Genomic DNA, 19862 nt, shown 5'->3' with positions numbered 1-19862 from the left:
TATTATCCAGAGGACTAAAGTCGATGCCATCTCAACGGCCCGGCGGCGCCTGCAGCCTGTCGCTCAGGCTCGCGACGAGATCGAACAGGTCACAGGTTGCGCCGTAATGAGCAACGTTGAATATGGGCGCCTTCGGATCGGTGTTGACCGCGATGATCAGGTCGGCATGCGACATGCCTTCGAGATGCTCGGGCGCGCCGGAGACACCGAGTGCCAGATAAAGCTTGGGCTTGACCTTCTGGCCTGATTTGCCGACCTGGCGGAGCTTCGGCAGCCAGCCATTGTCCACCACCGGGCGGCTGCCGGCGATTTCGGCGCCAAGGATCGTCGCCAGATCACGGGCGATGCCGATGCTCGCCTCGTCGCCAATGCCCCGACCCACGCAGACGATCCTTTCGGCGGTCGTGAGGTCGACATCGGCATAGTCAGGCACATCGATGGCCACCATCTTGACCTTGGCGCTTTCGACGGCAGGCGTGGCATCGAATTGCTGCACCCTGGCGGCATTGACAGGGCTCGGCACGGCCTCCTCGAAGGCGCCCGGATTGACCATCAGCACCGCAGGGAGCTTGACCACGCATTCGGCAAGGACCTTGCCGCCATACATCTGCGCGACAACATTGAGATTTTCGCCGTTCCGCTTGATTTCATTGACATAAGACAGGAGCGGCCAGCCGGTTCGCGCGGCGATGTCAGCAGCGACATTCAGCCCGTTCGCCGAGTAGGGCACCAGCACCAGATCGGGCTGTTCGGCCGCGACGGCATCGCGCAACAGGCGCGCATAGGCTTCGGCAGGGACGAGGTCGGATCCGGCGGCTTCGGCGGCGATCAGCCGATCGGCTGCCCCGAAGGAAGAAGCTGCCGCCTTGGCGGCCTGGCCGGCGAAGAAGGCAACCACTTCGTCGCCAGCCGCTGCGATGGAACGCGCGGCGGCGATCATCTCGAAAGAGAAGGCTTCGATCCTGTCGGAACGGCCTTCCGTGCAAGCTATCATCTTCATGGCTTACTTCCTTGCCAGACCGTTGGCGGTCAGACCGTTGACTGCCAGGATGGTGACCAGTCGATCGGCGACATTCTCGGCGTCGTTGCCGAGGTCTTCACCCGAGCCGCCTTGCACTGGCAGGCGAAGCTCACGAATCTCGGCGGAACGCTCGAAGCCGGACGGCTCGATCGTGGCGCGGCCGATCGGGGTTTTCGACGCTTCGCGAAGCTTGCTGCCGGAGACGTAGCGCGGTGCCTTGGAGGCGGTTTGGACGCCCAGAACCGCCGGTATGGCCAGATCGTAAGTCACGGCGACACCGGCGCCGCGCTCCTGCGTGACCCGCAGTGCAGTGCCCGTTGCCGCGATACGGTTGGTGCCTGAAACATGCGGCCAGTCGAGTAAAGCTCCGACATAGGGCGCGAGTTGGCCGAAAAGGTCCTCCGTCGATTGAACGCCGCACAAGACAAGGTCGGCGGATCTTGCCTGCGCCATCGAGGCAATGGACGCTGCGATGTCGCGCGAGGAGATCATGGTATCCTCTTCGAATTGAAGTGCGACGACCTCGTCGGCACCGCGCGCCGCAGCCATTTGCAGCACCCGGTTGGCGCCTTCGCCGACAGCGACCGCAGTCACCTTCGCGCCGACGGCCTCCTTGGTCAGGATTGCTTCCTCGAGAGCGTGATCGTCGAAATCGTTGAGTTGGAAATCCAGCCATTCCCGATCGATGCTGCGCCCGTCTTCGCCGAGCTGAAGCTCGCCCGCGGAATCCGGGATCATGCGCAAGACAACAAGAATATTCACGGCCTCTCCTCCGACGGAACGCACCTCAAGCGCCCGACACCGGCTGCTACATAAGTCGCATTCTCCGCTGCTCCCAATGGGCAAAAAGGTAATAGCAGATATTACAAGACGGCAGATTGACGATCATGGGTAATCGACTGCTAATTTGCGGCAAATCGGTTTCAATCGAGTTTCCTGAATTGGAGGATTTCAGGATGATAGTCATGCGCTTTAACGAGATATAGACATTTATTCCGCGCCTATACTTTCTCGTTGGTGTTTATTTCTGAGGAGAGTTTTATGCGCTCTGTTGAGCGTTCAGGAGGAGGAACCAATGTCAATAAAGAGCATCCTAGATCACAAGATATCCCGCAAAAGCTTCATCAGGGGCATGCCGGCCGCCGCCGCGGCGATCGCTGCCGTGCCAGGCCTCCAGCTTGCGCAGGCTACCTCCGCCGCAGCCACTGAAACGGAAACCAGGCCCGGATACTATGGTGCGCCGCGCACCTGGATGTGGAATCCCAACGCCAACACCATGGTCGACACATCGAAGTGGAAGAAGGACGGTCCCTATACGATCGGTTTCTCCAACGCCTCGATCTCGAATGCCTGGCGCGTCGCCTTCCAGCACGGCGTTCTCTGGTCCGCCGGCCAGCATCGCGATGAGGTCGCCCATCTGCTGGTCACCGACGCCAATGACGATCCCTCCAAGCAGATCGCCGACATCCAGGATCTGATCAGCCAGGGCGTCGACATCCTGCTTATCGCGGCCTCGACCGAGGACGCGCTCGATTCCGTCGTCGGCCGCGCCATGGAGCAGGACATTCCCGTCGTCATGGTCGACCGCAAGGTGAAGACGGCGTCGAATTACATCACCTATGTCACCGCGTCCGACTGGGCGCTCGGCCGCCTCGAGGCTCAGTGGCTGTGCGAGACGCTCGGCGGCAAGGGCAATATCGTGATGCTGCCCGGCATTGCCGGTTCCAGCGTGGCGGAAATACGCATCAAGGCCAACGAGGAAGTGTTCTCGAAATTCCCTGACATCAACGTGCTCGAGAAGCAGTATTGCGACTGGAATCCGGCCACAGGCAAGTCGGTCATGGCGGCGCTGATTCAGAAGCACGGCAAGAACATCAATGGCGTCCTGGCCGACAGTGCGCTCCAGGGTTATGGCGCGATCGAAGCGTTCCTCGACGCCGGCTACAAGGACGGCGAATTCCCGCCGATGACCGGTGGTGACGTCGCCCGGATGTATCAGCTGGCCAACAAGCACAACATCAAGATGGTCGGCATCGACTATCCGACGTCGATGGGCATCACCGGGATCGAGACGGCGCTCGACGTGATGAAGGGCATTTCTGTCCCGGACAAGGTCGAGGTGAGCTTCCAGGTCGTCACGTCGCCGGGTGCCGATACTGTGTCGGTCAAGGGCGACCGGCATTTGCTCGACCATGTCAGCATGGACGATCCGGGCGATCTGTCGCCCAGCAACGGGCTGCCCGCCGGCTACAATCCAAGCACATTCAATCCCGACTATCCGAAGTAAGCCTCCCAAGCGACCCGGTGCGCGCCAGGCTTGGCGCGCACCGGACGTGAATTGAACAGTTTCGAGCGCCGGATATGTCAGCGTCTGTTATTGAGCTCAGCCAGATCGAAAAGGACTATCCTGGAGTCAAACCCCTGGACAAGGTCGATTTTGCTGTGCAACCAGGCGAGATCCACGCCCTTCTGGGCGAAAACGGCGCGGGCAAGTCGACGCTGATCCGTGTCATGGGCGGCGTGACAAAACCGAATTCCGGTACCATCACCTATCTCGGCAAGCCGGTTTCCTGGCAGTCGCCGAAGGCAGCGCGCGCTGCCGGCATCCATGTGATCCATCAGGAGCTGGCGCTTTTTCCCGAGCTTTCGGTTGCTGAGAATATCCTGGTCGACGCCCAGCCCCGGGGCATGTTGGGGCTCATTTCGAACCGCGCCCGCCACGCCCGCGCCGCTGAAATCCTCGCACAGCTCGGCGTCGACATTCCAACCCACGCCAAGATCGACGAATTGCCGCTTGCCGATCAGCAAATGGTCGAGATCGCGAAGGCCCTGGTCGGCGAGGTGCGGCTGCTCATCCTGGACGAGCCGACGGCGGTCATCGCCGGCCGCGAGGTTGATCTTCTGTTCGAGAATATGCGCAGGCTGCGCAATGAAGGCGTCGGCATCGTCTATGTCTCCCATCGGCTCGAGGAGATCTTCGAGATCGCCGGCAGGGTGACGATCCTCAAGGACGGCCAGCTCGTCGGCACGAGCCCGGTGAGCGCGCTCACGCGCGAAGAGATGATCACCAAGATGGTCGGGCGCCGGCTCAGCCAGATCTATCCGCCGCCACGTGCCGCGCCTGCGGATGGCCCGGATGTGCTCACCGTTCGCAATCTCAGGGCCGGCCCGCGCGTCCGCGACGTCAGCCTCAACGTCAGGGTTGGCGAAATCGTCGGCGTGGCCGGCATGGTCGGCTCGGGACGCACGGAGGTTGCCGAGGCCATCTTCGGCACGCGCGCCGTCGAGAGCGGCGTGATCGAATTCGATGGCAAGCCATTTGAGAGAAAGCTTCCGAAGGGTTCGATCGGCCATGGGCTCGGTTTTCTGACCGAGAGCCGCAAGGACGACGGCCTGTTTCTCGGCCTACCGATCTCCGCCAACATCGTGGCGCCCGATCTCGACGCCATAACGAAACGCGGGCTGATCGACCGGACGCAAGAACGTGCGGTGGCGACGCGGCAGATTCAGGATTTTTCGGTGGCGACACCGTCGCCCGATGTGAAGATCGGCAATCTCTCCGGCGGCAACCAGCAGAAGGTGCTGTTCAGCCGCTGGTCGCGGATCGCCAGCAAGCTGCTCATCCTCGATGAACCGACGCGAGGCGTCGATATCGGGGCCAAGGTGGAGATTTACCGTATCGTGCGTCGGCTGGCGGATTCGGGCGTTGGCGTGCTGATGATCAGTTCGGAACTGCCGGAGATCGTCGGTCTCTCCGACAGGGTCTTCGTGATGGCCCAAGGCCACGTCGTCGGTGAAATCAAAGGCGATGCACTCGGCGAGGAGGCGATCATGGATCTCGCGGTGCGCTCGATCGGGGACCGCAAGGCGAACATCGATCAGCATACGGAGCCGGTCGGATGAGCGTGATCGCCATGGATATTCGCCGCAACCGGCTGATGCTTTCCTATCTGATCGTGGCAGTGCTGCTGGTGCTGCTTGCTGTCGCTGGCGGCTTCTTGTCTGACCGGTTCCTGACCTGGCGCAACATCGGCAACCTGCTCCAGCAGCTCATTGTGCTCGGCATGGTCAGCCTTGGCCAGACTTTCGTCGTGCTGATGGGCGGCATCGATCTGGCGATTGGCTCGCTGGTCGGCGCGCTCACCGTCTTCCTGGCGAACTTCCTCGAATGGCGCCCGGATCTGGTCTGGCTTGCCTTGCCGCTGGCGTTGATCGCCGCGACCGGGGTCGGCGCGATCAACGGCCTGTTGACCGTCGTGCTGCGCGTCCACCCCCTGATCGTCACGCTAGGCATGTCCTCGATCATCTTCGGCGGCACGCTGATGTATCGCAAGGAACCAGGCGGCTCGGTACCGCGCGCCTTCGCGGACATTGCCTATACAAAGGTCGGCGGCATTCCGATCAGCGCCATCGTGCTCGTCGTGATTTTCGCACTTGCCGGGCTTTGGCTGCAGCGGACGCGCACCGGCCGCAGCATCTACTTTGCCGGCGGCGACAGGGAAGCCGCGCGGCTGAACGGTCTGCCCGTCGACCGGATCGTGGTGCTCGCCTATGCGCTGTCGGGCCTGTGCGCCGGGATAGCGGCGATTTTCCTGACCGCGCGAACCGGCGTCGGCGATCCGCGCATCGGCGTCGCGCTGACGCTGCAGTCGGTGACGCCGGTGGTGGTCGGAGGCACCATCCTGGCCGGGGGCAGGGGTGGCGTGCTCGGCACGTTCCTCGGCGTGCTGCTCGTCACCATGCTGAACAGCCTGCTGAATTTCGTGAATGTCTCGTCCTACTACCAGTGGGTCATTCAGGGTCTTATCATCCTCATCGCAGTCGGCATTCACAGCGCGAGGCGGAAATGACGCCTCTCGAGACTCCGATGCAGCGACCGCATAGCATTTCCATGGCGTCCGTCTTCGAGCGCTACGGACTGGTGATCTTCCTGGTCGCGCTGATGGTTGTTGCGGCTGTCGCTTCACCGACCTTTCTGCGGCCGGCAAACCTGGTCAATGTGCTGACGATTGCGGCCCCCCTCGGCATGGTGGTCGTCGGCCAGACCTTTGTCATCCTGGTGCGCGGTCTGGATCTCTCCGTGGCGTCATTGATGGCGACGGTGGCCGTGCTGGCGACCGCCTTCAAAGCCACCACCAACGACGCGATCCCGATGATATTCATCGCCGCGATCGCCTTGTCGGCCGTGGTCGGCCTGGTCAATGGCTGGCTCGTGGCCAAGCGCAATGTCAGCCCGTTTCTCGCGACGCTGGCGATGATGATCATCCTGCAGGGCGCACGCTTCGCCTACACCGGTGGCGCGCCGATTAGTACCCTGCCGCCCGGCATGGGCTTTCTGGCCTCCGGACGGATTTTTGGTATTCCGGTCAATCTGATCACCCTGGCCTTTCTGGCCATTGCTTTTGGAATTGTGCTGCATCGGTCGCGCCTCGGCCGGGAAATATTCATGGTAGGCAGCAATCCAAAAGCCGCGTTTCTGAACGGGGTCGCGCCGGACCGCGTCGTGATCCTCTGCTACGTCATCTGCTCGGTCTGTGCCGGGATAGGCGGGCTCTTCCTGCTCGGTTATGTCGGCACGGTGTCGAACTGGGTCGGACAGGGCTACGAGCTGGATTCGATTGTCGCGGCGGTGATGGGCGGGGTCGCGCTTTCCGGCGGCCGCGGCAATGTCTTCGCCGCGCTGCTCGGCGTCGCCGTGCTGGTCGTGATCAACAATTTGGTGCTGCTGCTCGGTTTTCCGATCGAGATGCAGCTCATCATCAAAGGCATCATCATCATCGGCGCCGCGGCTTTTTACCGGGCGCGGCTCGCCTGAGGAATGATGCGGTCGTTGGACCTCGAGGGAGGAAGAGAATGACGGTTGAAATTCTGGCGGATCGTAGTGCACGGGCAAGACGCGACGAGGAGGTGGATGTCGTGATCGTCGGCGCCGGACCTTCCGGCTCGGTCGCGGCGCTTCATCTGGCGCGGGCCGGCATCTCCGTCGTCGTGCTCGAGCAGGGCGAATGGCCGGACTATGCCGACTATACCGGGGCGCGGCCGGAGCACGAGCTGGTCAGCACCAAGCTCTGGCACCCCAATCCCAACGTCCGCGATAATCCCAACGACTATCCCGTCGATACGTCGACGACGGACATCAACCCGTTGATGTTCGCCGGCGTCGGCGGCAGCGCCACGCTGTACGGCGCGCAGTGGATGCATTTCCTGCCGTCCGATTTCCGGGTGCGCTCGATGGATGGCGTGGCCGAGGACTGGCCTTTCAGCTACGAGGACCTCTTGCCCTATCAGCTTGAGATAGAGCGCGAGGTGGGCGTATCGGGTCTTGCGGGCGATCCCGCCTTTCCGCCGCGCGGCGCTTATCCCTTTCCGGCGCTGCCGATGGGGTCCGTGGGTCTGCGCGGCGCGCTCGGCATGGAAAAGATGGGCTGGCACTGGTGGCCGGGAAGCAATGCGATCCCGTCGGAGAAGTTCGGCGAACTCAATCCGTGCGTGCGCCGGGGCACCTGCCTTACCGGCTGTCCCGAGGGGGCGAAGTCGACTACCGACCGGTCGCACTGGCCTTTGGCGCAGAAAGCCGGCGCACGACTGATCACCCGTGCCCGGGTCAAGGAGATCGAAACGAATGACCAGGGGCTGGCGACCGGCGTCGTCTATGTCGACGCCAATGGTCGCGACCGGCGCCAGCGCGCCAAGGTCGTCATCCTGTGCGCCAATGGTGTCGGCACGCCGCGGCTGCTTCTGATGTCGGGTGGCGCCAGAAATCCGGACGGCCTCGCCAACTCTTCCGGCATGGTCGGCAAGCGGCTGATGATGCATCCTTTCGCAAGCGTGCTCGCCTCCTACGAGGACCCGCTCGATTCCTGGCGCGGCCCCTTCGGTCAGCAGGTATATTCGCTGGAGTTCTATGAAACGGACGAAAGCCGCGGCTTCGTGCGCGGCTCGAAATGGAACTGCATGCCGTCGGGCGGACCGGTCGGCGTGTCCGGCGCGATCGGCTCCAAGGTCTATGTCGCCGAGGAAGGCCGGTTCCAGGATTTCTGGGGCGCCAATCTGCATGAGAATGTCGCCCGCCGCTTCGGTCATTCGCTGATCTGGGGCATCGTCGGCGAGGACCTTCCGGAGGAGAGCAACCAGGTGGTGCTCTCAAAGGATCTGGTCGATTCAGATGGCCTGCCGGCGCCGCAGATCATCTACAAGGTCAACGAGAACTCCAACCGGCTCTTGCAGTTCAATATCGATCGTTGCCTGGAATCGGTGCGTGCCGCCGGCGCCATCGAGACGCTGGTTTCGACACCGGTGCGCGAATCCGGCTGGCACCTGATCGGCACCACCGTGATGGGCGACGACCCCAAGCGTTCGGTCGTCGATCAATGGGGCGCCTGCCATGACGTGCCGAACCTCTATGTCATGGACGCCTCGACTTTCCCAACCTCGGGCGCCACCAATCCGACGGCCACCATCATGGCCGTCGCGCTGCGCAACACGCACCGCATGATCGCCGAGCGCCGCAACCAGAAGGTGGCCTGAAATGTCGAAAGAGAACGCCTTCTTCGCGCTCGCCGATTTCCTGATCCCAGCGCATGGCAAGATGCCGAAGTTCAGCGATGTCTGCACCTATGCGGACGTCGAGAAATCCCTCGATTTCCGCATCGATCTCAAGGAAGGCTTTGCCCGCGCCATCGCCACCGATCCGTCCACCGGCGCGGAGGCACATCTGGAAAAAATCAACAGGCAAGACGGCGAAGCCTTCTCCGCGATCACCACCATTGCCATCGCCACCTACTACATGAACCCGCGCGTGCGCGAGCTGATCGGCTATCCGGGACAGGAAAATGTCCAGTACGATTCCAAGGCGACGCAGATCTACCTGACCAATGGTTCGCTCGGTCATGTGATCGCGCGCGGCCGCAAATATCGGCCGACCCCCGGCCTCTGACCTCCCAAGCAAACAGGAAAGGACTACCCAGATGGGCAAGGACGTATTCGACAAGGGTTTTGAGATCCGCAAATCGGTTCTGGGCGCGGAGTTCGTCGAGAAATCCTTTGCTAGCGCCGACGATTTCAATCGCCCGATGCAGGAACTGGTGACGGAATATTGCTGGGGCGCCGTATGGGGCCGCGATACGCTCGACAAGAAGACGCGCAGCATGCTGAACCTTGCCATGCTCGCTACGCTCAACCGTCCGCACGAGCTGAAGATGCATGTGAAGGGCGCGCTTCGCAACGGCGTCACCAAGGACGAAATCCGAGAGGTGCTGCTGCAGGTGGCGATCTATGCCGGCGTGCCGGCAGGGGTCGACGCCTTCCGGCTCGCCCGCGAGGCCATGCAGGAAGCCCAGGCATGACTGCGCGCCCGCCGCTTGCCGCGGAAAAACTTTCGATGCTGGTAGGCGGCCGCTCGGTCGCCTCGGCATCGGGTGATCGTTTCGAATCCTTCGATCCCTTCACCGGCAAGGCCTGGGCGCTGGTCCCGCGCGCCGGGGTTGCCGATGTCGACGCGGCCGTTCAGGCCGCCGTCGACGCCTTCCGCGGCGAATGGCGGACAATGAGCGCGAGCGCGCGCGGGCAGATCATGACGCGTTTTGCCGATCTGGTCGCCGAGGAGGCCGAAAACCTGGCCGTCCTCGAAACCCGCGACAATGGCAAGCTGATCAATGAAATGCGGATGCAGTGCAAATACATCCCGCAATGGTTCCGCTTCTTCGGCGGTCTCGCCGACAAGATCGAAGGAAGGGTCATCCCGATCGACAAGCCTGGCGTGTTCAACTACACGCGCCAGGAGCCGCTCGGGGTGGTGGCCGCGATCACCCCGTGGAATTCGCCGCTGATGCTGGCGACCTGGAAGCTGGCGCCGGCACTTGCCGCCGGCAACACGATCGTCTGGAAGCCATCGGAATTCTCCTCCGTCTCGGCGCTGTTCTTCGGCCAGCTCTTCGAAAAAGCCGGTTTCCCCAAAGGCGTCGTCAACATCGTCACCGGCTTCGGCAGCGAGATCGGCGACCGGCTGGTCACGCATCCCGATGTTGCGAAAGTGGCCTTCACCGGCGGCGACGCGACCGGCCGCCGCGTCTATCAATCGGCCGCGGCCGGGCTGAAGAAGGTGACGCTCGAACTCGGCGGCAAGTCCGCCAACATCGTTTTTGCCGACGCCAAGATGGAGGCGGCCATTCCCGGCCTCGTTTCCGGCATCTTCGCAGCGACCGGCCAGACCTGCATCGCCGGCTCGCGCGCGCTCGTGCAGCGCTCCGTCTATGACCAGGTGACGGAAAAACTGGTCGAGTTCGCAAGGACCGCGAAAATCGGCGATCCGCTCGATCCCGAGACCCAGGTCGGCCCGATCACGACGCTGCCGCAGCGCGAGAAGGTGCTCGACTATATCGGCATCGCCAATGGCGAGGGTGCGACGCAATTGCTGGGCGGCAAAGTTCCGGAAGACAAGTCGATCGCCGACGGCTGGTTCGTCGAGCCGACGATCTTCGGCAACGTCAGGCAGTCCATGCGCATCGCGCAGGAGGAGGTTTTCGGACCGGTGCTCTCAATCATCCCGTTCGAGGATGAGGACGAGGCGGTGGCGATCGCCAATGACAGCATTTATGGCCTTGCGGCCGGTCTGTGGACGCAGGATCTCGGCCGCGCCATCCGCCTGCCCGAACGGCTCGAAGCCGGCAGCATCTGGGTCAACATGTATCGTGCGACCAGCTATCTCTCGCCCTTCGGCGGCTACAAGCAATCGGGCTTCGGGCGGGAGAACGGCCAGACCGCCATCTACGAATATCTTCAGGAAAAAAGCGTCTGGATCGATGGTGGGAATTCCATCCCCGCACCGTTCGTCCAGCGCTGACCGGACAGGACCTTCGAGGAAGACGCCATGAGGGCCGTCGATGTCGTGCTATGAAATCATCGATGCAAGGTTCGGCGAGCTGATCGATCCTGTCGCTTTCCTCGAAACCATCCATACGGGGAATCGCTGGGCGGAGGGGCCGGTCTATTTTGCCGACCACCGGTCGCTGGTGTGGAGCGACATTCCCAATGACCGCATGCTGCGCTGGGATGAAGAGACCGGCGCGGTGTCACTCTTTCGTGGCAACATCGCCAACCCGAACGGCAATACGCGCGACAGGGAAGGGCGGCTCGTCACCTGCATGCAGGGCGAGCGCCGGGTGGTGCGCACCGAATGGGATGGCTCGATCACGGTGCTGGCCGATGCGTTCGACGGCAAGCGGCTGAACTCGCCGAACGACGTGGTGGTGAAGTCGGACGGCAGCATCTGGTTCACCGATCCGAACTACGGAATCATCTCCGACTATGTTGGTCGCAAGAGCCTTCAGGAACAGCCGGGCTGTCGCGTCTATCGGATCGAGCCGCTATCGGGAAAGGTCACCGTCGTTGCCGATGATTTCTCCATGCCGAACGGGCTTGCTTTCTCGGCTGAGGAAAAACAGCTCTATGTCTCAGACTCCGGTTTTCTCACCGACCGCGGCGCGCCCCACCACGTCAGGTTGTTTGACGTCGAGGGCGAGAAACTGATAAATTCCCGTGTGTTCGCAGAGATTTCACCTGGCATTCCGGACGGTTTCCGCATTGATGCCATGGGCAATCTGTGGATCAGTGCCTGGGACGGCGTCCAGTGCCATACACCGGATGGCGAACTGATCGGAAAGATCCTAGTGCCTGAAATGGTGGCGAATCTAACCTTCGGTGGGCCGCGCAACAACAGGTTGTTCATTACAGCGACCACGTCGGTCTATGCAGTATTCCTGAATGTCCGGGGTCTGAAGTATCCTTTCGGGAAGTGAGAGGTACTACGGAAATTCAACCTGGAAGTTCTGCCGCAGCGGATGGTCAGATGGGTGAGAGTTGGACACGAAGCAGCTACAGGTGTTCATCGCCGTCGGCTCAGCGGGAAGCTTCTCGAAGGCCGCGCTTGACCTGAATGTGACGCAGCCGATGGTCACCCGTCATATCCGCGGGTTGGAGGAGGAACTCGGTGTTGAACTCTTCTATCGGAACGGTCGCGGGGTGGTGCTGACCGAGGCCGGTGTGCTTTTGAAGGCGCATGCCGACGAGATCGTTGAGCGGATGCGGCTCGCGCAGAATGCAGTGTCTAATCTCAAGACCTCGCCGAAGGGCCGGTTGGTGCTGGGGGTGCCGCCGTCGGTCGGCACGGTGCTGACGGTGCCTCTGGTCAAGAAGATCAAGAATGAATTCCCGAATGTCGTGCTGCAGGTAATCGAAGGCTTCAGCGGCCACATACTGGAATGGCTGATCGCCGGCCGTATCGATGCCGCCGTGCTCTACAACTCGCCAAACCATCCCTCTGTTCTCACCGAGCCGCTTGCCGACGACGAACTCTTCCTGATCGGACCGGCCTTGCGCGAGCGCGTGCTCCCGCCCGGGCCGGTCGGCCTCAACGTCTTTGCCGAACTGCCGATGATCCTGCCGAGCCGCCCGCACGGGCTGAGGCGCCTGCTAGACAACATCCTGGCCGAGCACGGCATCTATCCGCGCGTCGAGATGGAGCTAGAAGCGATGCCCTCGACACTGCTTTTGGTGGAGGAGGGGGCGGGCTACACTGTCTTGCCCTACGCCTCGGTCCATCTGCTGGTCGAAGCCGGACGCATCGAAGTCTGGCCGTTCGATCCGCCGATCACCCGCAAGTTGATTCTTGCAACCTCCTCGCAGCGACCGATGTCGTCGACCTTTCGCCCTCTGTTTCGAACAGTGCGCACGGAGCTGCGGGACATTATATCCACCCACATCTGGAAACCGCCGACTCCAGCCTAAGCAACCGCGCGCTCGCCCCAATGCCAGACGCGTTCTTGCGACCGCCGCATTTGCCAACGCCCGACCGTTCTTCGCGATAGAACCGGTAGCCAGCATAACTGATATTCCGCGAACGGGTCTGTCTCGGGTTCTCCAAAAAAGGGATGTTCGTTCCAGCTCGATGCCGATCGCGCGCAGGTCCGCATCCGTGGAACGACATCGGCCGGTCTGGGAGGTCGGAGAATGGGGAAGGCGCGATTGTCGCAAGAGGGCGTGGTGTTCGCGCTGGCCGTTGCGATGTTCGCGGTGTTCGCGGTCACGCTCAACAATTTCCTGACCGCCGGCAACCTGATCGCGCTGGTGCGCAGCGTATCGATCCTCGGCATTCTCGGCCTCGGCATGGGGCTGGTCGTGATCGGCCGCGGAATAGACCTCGCAATGGTGGCCACGATGGTCGTCTCGCTGTCGTGGGTTTTGTCCATGGCACAGACCGGCACGCCGTTCGACACCGCGCTCGTGTATGGCGTCCTGCTCGCCCTCGCCATCGGCCTGGTAAGCGGCATTCTGGTCGCCTACGCCGACATCCCGGCGATCTTCACGACGCTCGCCATGGGCCTTGTCGCCTATGGCTCCGGGCGCGCCTTCCTGTTTCAGATAGACGTGCAGAACACCCCGGTCGGCGTCGCCTGGTTCGACTTTCTTGGCCGCGGTTTGTTGTTCGGCCTGCCGATGCCGATCATCGCCTTTGCCGTGCTCGCGGCGCTGATTGCGCTGCTTTTGCTACGCACCCGCTTCGGCCGGTTTGTCTATGCGGCAGGCGACAATCCGCTGGCGGCCGGCATCACCGGTTTGCCGCTGCGGCCGCTGATCGTTTCGCAGTACGTGGTGAGTTCGCTGATCGCCTTCCTCGCCGGTGTCGTCATGGCGGCGGCCGTGTCCGGCATGAGCACACGCCTCTACAACTCGACCATGATCTACGATGTCCTGCTCGTCGTGGTGCTGGGCGGCATAAGCCTGAGCGGCGGTCGCGGCGGTGTGCGCAATGTGCTGGTTGGAACGCTGCTCGTCGGCGTGCTGATCAACGGCATGACCATCCTCGACATCACCTACACCACGCAAAACCTGATCAAGAGCCTGATCCTTCTGCTGGCGATCATGGTGGACAGTTTCATCAACCCCAGGGACGAGCAGACCTCGCAGCAGAGCCAAGGGGATATCTGAACCACATTTTGTTTGTGATCAACGGGAGGAAACCATGAAGATTCGCAACATTCTGGCGGCAGGCCTGATGGCCCTCGGGCTGGCGGGCGCCGCACATGCCGATGACGGCCTCGATAACCCGTCGCGCAATCCATTCTATGGCGGCCTGAAGGGAAAACGCGTCGTTTTCATCCCTCTGGCGATGGGTTTCGACCTGACGGAGGGATGGGCCGCGATTATGCGCAAGCAGGCGGCCGACCTCGGCTATACACTTGAAATCCGCGATCCGAACTGGAGCACGGATGCGGGCACACGCGCCTTGACCGCGCTGATCGCCGAAAAGCCCGACCTCATCATCGCGCACAATCCCGATGTGCAATCCTACGCCCGGCTGCTGAAGCGCGCCATGGATGCCGGCATCAAGGTGGTGCAGCTCAATCTCGAATCCGTCGTCCCGACCGACGCCTATGTCGGCGCCGACTGGTCGCGCGTCGGCTACATCGAGGCCGAGGCGCTGGTGAAGCAATGCGGTGCGGGCTCCGGCAAGTCCGGCAAGATCGCCATCATCCGCGGCCAGCCTACGGCAGCTTCGGACCTCTACGAGCTTTATGCCTACAAGCAGACTTTCGCCAAGGATCCCTCGATCAAGGTCGTCTCGGAGCAGGCCGCTCAATACGACCCCGCTAAGGCTCGCGCGATCATGGAGACGGTGTTGCAGCAGCACCCCGACCTCTGCGGCGTGGTCGGCAACTGGGACAACCAGGACGTTGGCGCAGGCGCGGCGATCCAGGCGGCCGGCAAGGCCGACGACATCTATCTCGTCACCTCCGGCGGCGGCAACAAGATCGGTTGCGACAACATCGAGAAGGGGTTGCTCGACCTGATCATCAGCTACGATGTCCCGCTCCAGGGTAATGCGATCAACCAGCAGATTGTGCAGACGCTGCTGGCGCCGGCCAAGGCCGGCGAGAGCAAGACCTCCTACTACACGCCGCTGACGCTGCTGACGAAGGACAATATCGGTCCGCGCACCTGCTGGCAGCTGGACCAGCTGAAATAGATCGACCGAGTACCTGAGATCATCATGGCCAGCAGCGACACCTTCGCGTATCTGCGTTCGCGTTATCTCCCCGATCATCTGATCGGGGAGCTTTTGTCGAAGCGTTGGATCGACAATGCGATCCCGTTCTCCGCCCTCCTGCTCACGATCGTGGTGCTGGGCTCGATCATTCCGGACTTTCTGTCCCTGTCGAGCCTTTCCGACCTCGCCCGGCAGTTCGCGGAGTTCGGGCTCGTGGTGCTAGCCCTGACGGTGGTGATGATTTCAGGCGGCATCGACCTTTCGGTCGCTTCCGTCTTCTCGCTCGCGGTGCTGTTCTCGCTGATCGGCGTGAACGTCTACGAACTGCCGGTTCCGGCCGTGCTCGCCGGCATACTGGTCATGGGCATGGGGTGCGGCGCCATCAACGGCGTCCTCGTCGGCTACCTGCGCCTGCGCGCCTTCCTGACCACGCTGGTCAGCCTGATCATATTCCGCTCGATCTACGAGATCGTCTTCGTGAAGATGTCCACCTCGATGATGGTGGGCTTCTCGATGTCCGACCTCTGGCTGTTCATCGGCGAGGGTACGGTGTTCGGCGTTCCGACCTCACTGGTGATCACGCTGGTGATCGCTCTTGCCTGGCACTTCGTGCTGTCGCGCATGCGCCCCGGCTGGCGGCTCACCGCCGTGGGCGGGGCACGGCGTTCGGCTTTCAACGCCGGCATCGACGTGCGCTTCATGGTGTTCCTCACCTATGTCGCCTCCAGCACGATGTGTGCGCTGGCCGGCTTCCTGTTCGCGGCCCGGCTGGGCAGCACAGGGTCCGACACCGGCGTCGGGCTCGAAGTGCAGGCGCTCACCGCGGCCGTGCTGGGCGGAACGGCGATCGGCGGCGGCCGGGGGTCGGTGGCGAAGGCAATCATCGGCAGCTTGCTGGTGCTGATGCTCACCAACGGCCTGATCAATCTCGGCATCAGCGGCCCGATCACCTCGACCATCCTCGGCGCGATCCTGCTGTTCGCCGTCTTCGTCGACATGCGCTGGCAAAAGCACCGCCACCGCATTCTCGCCAAGGTCTATGTCTCGCCTGCCTACCTTTCGCTGCCGCCGGCGCCGAAGGTCGACGCACCCGGCTCGCCCTATGTGCTGAACGACCGCTTGCGCTCCGTCGAGATCATCGGTCTCGGCGAGATCGAGGGGCCAGAGGATGTCATCCTCGACCGCGACGACAATCTCTATTGCGGCACAAGGCACGGCGACATCGTCCGTTTCTTCGGTCCCGACCACAAACGCTCCGAAGTGTTCGCGCATATTGGCGGCCATCCGCTCGGCATGGCGTTCGACCGCACCGGCAACCTGCTTGTCTGCATCGGCGGCATGGGTCTGTTCCAGGTTGCGCCTGACAAGACCGTCACCAAGCTCACCGATGAGACGAACAGAAGCTGGACCTCGGTCGTCGACGATTCGCGGCTTCGACTTGCCGATGACGTCGACGTCGCACCTGATGGCCGCGTCTATTTCAGCGAGGCGACGATCCGCTACGAACAGGAGGACTGGGCGACCGACGCGCTGGAAAGCCGGGCGAGCGGACGCATGATCTGCTACGATCCGCGCACCGGCAAGACGCACACCGAGATTCCGAAACTGGTCTTCGCCAACGGCGTCACGATGTGTCCCGACGGGCAGTCCTTCATGTTCGCGGAGAGCTGGACCTGTTCCATCAGCAGATACTGGTTCGACGGACCCAAGAAGGGCACGACCGAACGCGTCATCTCCAGCCTGCCCGGCTATCCCGACAACATCAACCGGGCCTCTGACGGCAACTACTGGCTGGCGCTGCTTGGCATGCGCGGGCCGGCGCTCGATCTTGCGATGCGCATGCCCGGCTTCCGCAAGCGCATGGCCCGCCGTGTCGCTCCGGATCAGTGGCTGTACCCGAACATCAACACCGGCTGCGTGGTGAAATTCAACGAGAAGGGCGAAATCCTCGACAATCTCTGGGATCTCGGCGGCCGCAACCACCCGATGATCACCTCGATGCGCGAGCACAGGGGATGGCTCTATCTCGGCGGCGTTTCGAACAACCGCATAGGCCGCTACAGACTGCCGGACGCGGACCCCGACTGGTGCGGGCAGGATGCCTGTTGGGGGCCGCGCCCATGATCGGCGCCGTCAAGCGCGCCTGGGCGAATTTCCGCGGCTTCGATCTCACAGGCAGCACGGTGCCGCCGATGGACGGCCCGCTGCGGCCGAATGCGAAGCTCGACGCAGCGCCGCTGCTGCTCGATCTCGCCGATGTCGACAATCTGGTGCTGCGTGGGCAACAGATCGTCTGCTCGGTCGGTCATGAGATCCATACGCTGGCGCCGGCGGCCGGCAAGAACGGGCAGGCGCTTTCAATCATCGGAACGCGCAGTATGGGCAAACCGGTGACCAGCATGGCGGCGATTGGTGACCTGCTGGTTGTCGCCGTCGAGGGCGAGGGCATCCGCGTGGAGAGGCCAGGCGGCGCATCCGCGGAATTGATCAGGCCTGAAGGGCTCAATGTGGAGTGCATCACGGCGATGGCTTTCGCCGATCCGTCCACCTTGTTCGTCGCCGTAGGATCTGCCAGCAATCCCGCGCACCGGTGGAAACACGATCTGATGACGAAGACGGCACAGGGGTCGGTCTGGCGCGTCGACCTCGGCGCGCGCAGTGCCGTTTCAATCGCGTCGGGGCTGGCATTTCCGTCGGGGATAATCGTGTCGAAGGACCGCGTCTTCGTCTCTGAGGCCTGGCGCCACCGTGTCGTTGCGATGGGCCTCGACGGCTCACGCCAACAGATCGCCCTCGGCTCGCTCCCCGCCTATCCCGGGCGCATCGCGCCGGCAGTGGAAGGCGGCTTCTGGCTGGCGATGTTTGCGCCGCGCAATCCGCTAGTCGAGTTCGTCCTGAAGGAGGACGAGTACTGCAGCCGCATGATCGAGACGATCGATCCCGAATATTGGATCGCTCCTTCTCTCGTCACCGGCAGGAGCTTCCTCGAGCCTATACAGGGCGGCGCGCGCAAGAAGCTCAACATGCTGAAGCCGTGGTCGCCGACCTGGTCGGCGGGCCTCGTCGTGCGCTGCGGTGAGACCATGTCAATGCTGCGAAACTATCAAAGCCGTGCCGATGGCGATGTGCACGGCGTGACGTCAATGTGCGAAGCCGATGGCCGGCTTCTGATCGGTGCAAAGGGATCGGGAAAGATCGTGGCGATCGACGAACTGGCGGGGCACGCCGCGAAATGACACCGCTCATTCAATTGCGCGGCGTCTCCAAGGATTTCCGCGGCGTTCTGGCGATCTCGAACGTGGATTTCGAGATCCGTCCCGGCGAGATACACGCCATTCTGGGCGAGAACGGCGCGGGAAAGTCGACGCTCATGAAGGTGCTCGCCGGCGTCTACCAGCCGAGCTCCGGCGAGATGCTGCTCGACGGCCAGCCGGTCACCCTGAACTCGCCGTCCGACGCGCTGAACCGCGGCATAGCGATGGTCTTCCAGGAGACCAATCTGGTGCCGTCGATGTCAGTGGCGCAGAACATCTATCTCGGGGACGAGAAACTGTTCAACCGGCTGCGCGGATTGAACATCCAGGCGCAGCGCTACCTGCTGTCGCTGAACTTCTACGTCGACCCCACCGCGCAGGTCTCTTTTTTGGGGGCTGGCAAGAAGCAGATGGTCGAGATCGCGCGCGCCGTTCATCACAATGCACGGCTCATCATCTTCGACGAGCCGACGGCGACGCTGACGCCAGAGGAGAAGTTCCACTTCTTCAATCTGGCCCGCCGCCTAAAAGAGGAAGGCATCGCGATCATCTTCATCAGCCATGCGCTCGAAGAGGCGCTGCAACTGTCGGACCGCATCACGGTGATGCGCGACGCCAAAGTGGTCGTCACCGACGAAACGAGCAAGTTCGATCGCGACCGGATCGTGCAGGCGATGGTCGGCCGCAGCCTGTCCGGCGAGCTCTATTCCGGCCAGACGCGCGTGGCGCGGCCCATGGGCAGAAAGATCCTCAGCGTCGAAAACCTGTCGATGGGAAATACCGTGCGCAACACATCGTTCTCCGTGTTCGCCGGGCAGGTGACGGGAATGTTCGGCCTTGTCGGCGCGGGACGCACCGAAACGATGAAGATCGTCGCCGGTGTATTGAAGCGCGACTACTTCCACGGCGGCACGGTGCGCTTCGAAGACAGGCCGGTTCGCTACCGCACGCCGCGACCGGCGGTGCGCGACGGCATCGTCTATGTCACCGAGGACCGCAAGATCGAAGGCTTCTTCGAAACCATGACGATTGCCGGCAACATCCAGCTTGGGCAACTCGCCAAGGGTAATAATCCGCTGACGCCGGTCGCGCCGCGCCAGGGACGCGAACTCGCCACCGAATGGACCAAGCGGCTGGGGGTCAAGGCGATCGACGCCGATGCCCGCGTCATCGAACTCTCCGGCGGCAACCAGCAGAAGGTGGTTCTGTCCAAGGCGCTGATCCAGAAGCCCAAGCTGGTCATCCTCGACGAACCGACGCGCGGGGTCGACGTCGGAACCATCGTGGAGATCCACAACTTCATCAACGAGCTTGCCGATAGCGGCATGGCCGTGGTGGTGATCTCGTCCTACCTGCCCGAGATCATGTCGCTGTCGGACCGGATTCTCGTTGCGAGGCAGGGACGGATCGTCGAGGAGATGGACATCGCCGAGGCGACCGAAAGCGGGATCATGTACGCGGCGGTGCACTGAGCCTGTCGTGGCAGGAGCGGCCGGTCACAGAACCGAAGTCGCGGCGAAACGCGGCGACGTTAATGCTTAGG

17 protein-coding genes are annotated in these 19862 nt (G+C 62.5%); 15 read left to right on the top strand and 2 right to left on the bottom strand.

Features of this window, described 5'->3' with window-relative positions; translation table 11 throughout:
• Positions 1–31: 31 nt before the first annotated feature.
• Both NKH73_RS07600 and NKH73_RS07595 read right to left on the bottom strand, forming a co-directional pair.
• Complete coding sequence (locus NKH73_RS07600) at positions 32–1000, bottom strand: electron transfer flavoprotein subunit alpha/FixB family protein (protein WP_352929797.1); 969 nt, start codon at positions 998–1000, stop codon at positions 32–34.
• Positions 1001–1003: 3 nt separating this feature from the next.
• Complete coding sequence (locus NKH73_RS07595) at positions 1004–1783, bottom strand: electron transfer flavoprotein subunit beta/FixA family protein (RefSeq protein ID WP_352929796.1); 780 nt, start codon at positions 1781–1783, stop codon at positions 1004–1006.
• A 313-nt stretch (positions 1784–2096) separates the two neighbouring features.
• Here NKH73_RS07595 and NKH73_RS07590 point away from each other — a divergent pair, with 313 nt between their 5' ends.
• From NKH73_RS07590 to NKH73_RS07520, 15 genes are all read left to right on the top strand, one after another.
• Positions 2097–3308: a substrate-binding domain-containing protein gene (locus NKH73_RS07590; protein WP_352929793.1), complete on the top strand. Its 1212-nt coding sequence runs from the start codon at positions 2097–2099 to the stop codon at positions 3306–3308.
• 74 nt (positions 3309–3382) lie between these two features.
• Positions 3383–4924 (top strand): sugar ABC transporter ATP-binding protein, encoded by a 1542-nt coding sequence (locus NKH73_RS07585; RefSeq protein ID WP_352929791.1) that lies wholly within the window; start codon positions 3383–3385, stop codon positions 4922–4924.
• Positions 4921–5871, top strand: coding sequence for an ABC transporter permease (locus NKH73_RS07580; protein WP_352929788.1), 951 nt, complete (start codon positions 4921–4923; stop codon positions 5869–5871). Before NKH73_RS07585 ends, NKH73_RS07580 begins: the two co-directional genes overlap by 4 nt.
• Positions 5872–5888: 17 nt before the next feature.
• Positions 5889–6836 carry an ABC transporter permease gene (locus NKH73_RS07575; protein ID WP_352929786.1) on the top strand — a complete coding sequence of 316 codons (948 nt, stop codon included), beginning with the start codon at positions 5889–5891 and terminating at the stop codon, positions 6834–6836.
• Positions 6837–6874: 38 nt separating this feature from the next.
• Positions 6875–8548: a GMC family oxidoreductase gene (locus NKH73_RS07570; protein ID WP_352929783.1), complete on the top strand. Its 1674-nt coding sequence runs from the start codon at positions 6875–6877 to the stop codon at positions 8546–8548.
• Between the two features lies 1 nt (position 8549).
• Entirely contained in the window at positions 8550–8957 is a 408-nt protein-coding gene (locus NKH73_RS07565; RefSeq protein WP_352929780.1) for a hypothetical protein, read from the top strand.
• A 31-nt stretch (positions 8958–8988) separates the two neighbouring features.
• Entirely contained in the window at positions 8989–9366 is a 378-nt protein-coding gene (locus tag NKH73_RS07560; RefSeq protein ID WP_352929777.1) for a carboxymuconolactone decarboxylase family protein, read from the top strand.
• Complete coding sequence (locus NKH73_RS07555) at positions 9363–10862, top strand: aldehyde dehydrogenase (protein WP_502894137.1); 1500 nt, start codon at positions 9363–9365, stop codon at positions 10860–10862. The genes NKH73_RS07560 and NKH73_RS07555 overlap by 4 nt, the downstream gene beginning before the upstream one ends.
• A 40-nt stretch (positions 10863–10902) precedes the next feature.
• Positions 10903–11817 (top strand): SMP-30/gluconolactonase/LRE family protein, encoded by a 915-nt coding sequence (locus NKH73_RS07550; RefSeq protein WP_352929775.1) that lies wholly within the window; start codon positions 10903–10905, stop codon positions 11815–11817.
• 61 nt (positions 11818–11878) lie between these two features.
• Positions 11879–12805 carry a LysR family transcriptional regulator gene (locus tag NKH73_RS07545; protein ID WP_352929773.1) on the top strand — a complete coding sequence of 309 codons (927 nt, stop codon included), beginning with the start codon at positions 11879–11881 and terminating at the stop codon, positions 12803–12805.
• 222 nt (positions 12806–13027) lie between these two features.
• Positions 13028–14005, top strand: a complete 978-nt coding sequence (locus tag NKH73_RS07540; protein ID WP_352929770.1) for an ABC transporter permease — start codon at positions 13028–13030, stop codon at positions 14003–14005.
• Between the two features lie 34 nt (positions 14006–14039).
• Complete coding sequence (locus NKH73_RS07535; RefSeq protein WP_352929767.1) at positions 14040–15044, top strand: sugar ABC transporter substrate-binding protein; 1005 nt, start codon at positions 14040–14042, stop codon at positions 15042–15044.
• A 24-nt stretch (positions 15045–15068) separates the two neighbouring features.
• Entirely contained in the window at positions 15069–17189 is a 2121-nt protein-coding gene (locus NKH73_RS07530) for an ABC transporter permease (RefSeq protein ID WP_352929764.1), read from the top strand.
• A complete protein-coding gene (locus NKH73_RS07525) occupies positions 17186–18301 on the top strand; it encodes an SMP-30/gluconolactonase/LRE family protein (protein ID WP_352929761.1) in 1116 nt (371 codons plus the stop codon). Before NKH73_RS07530 ends, NKH73_RS07525 begins: the two co-directional genes overlap by 4 nt.
• Positions 18298–19791, top strand: coding sequence for a sugar ABC transporter ATP-binding protein (locus NKH73_RS07520; RefSeq protein ID WP_097571472.1), 1494 nt, complete (start codon positions 18298–18300; stop codon positions 19789–19791). The genes NKH73_RS07525 and NKH73_RS07520 overlap by 4 nt, the downstream gene beginning before the upstream one ends.
• Positions 19792–19862: the final 71 nt, after the last annotated feature.

The sequence above is a fragment of the Mesorhizobium sp. M0938 genome (assembly GCF_040319125.1).
In the GTDB taxonomy this organism is placed as follows: Bacteria; Pseudomonadota; Alphaproteobacteria; order Rhizobiales; family Rhizobiaceae; genus Mesorhizobium; species Mesorhizobium robiniae.
The sequence above is the reverse complement of the archived record's forward strand: the minus strand, read 5'-3'. Positions and strand labels throughout refer to the sequence as shown.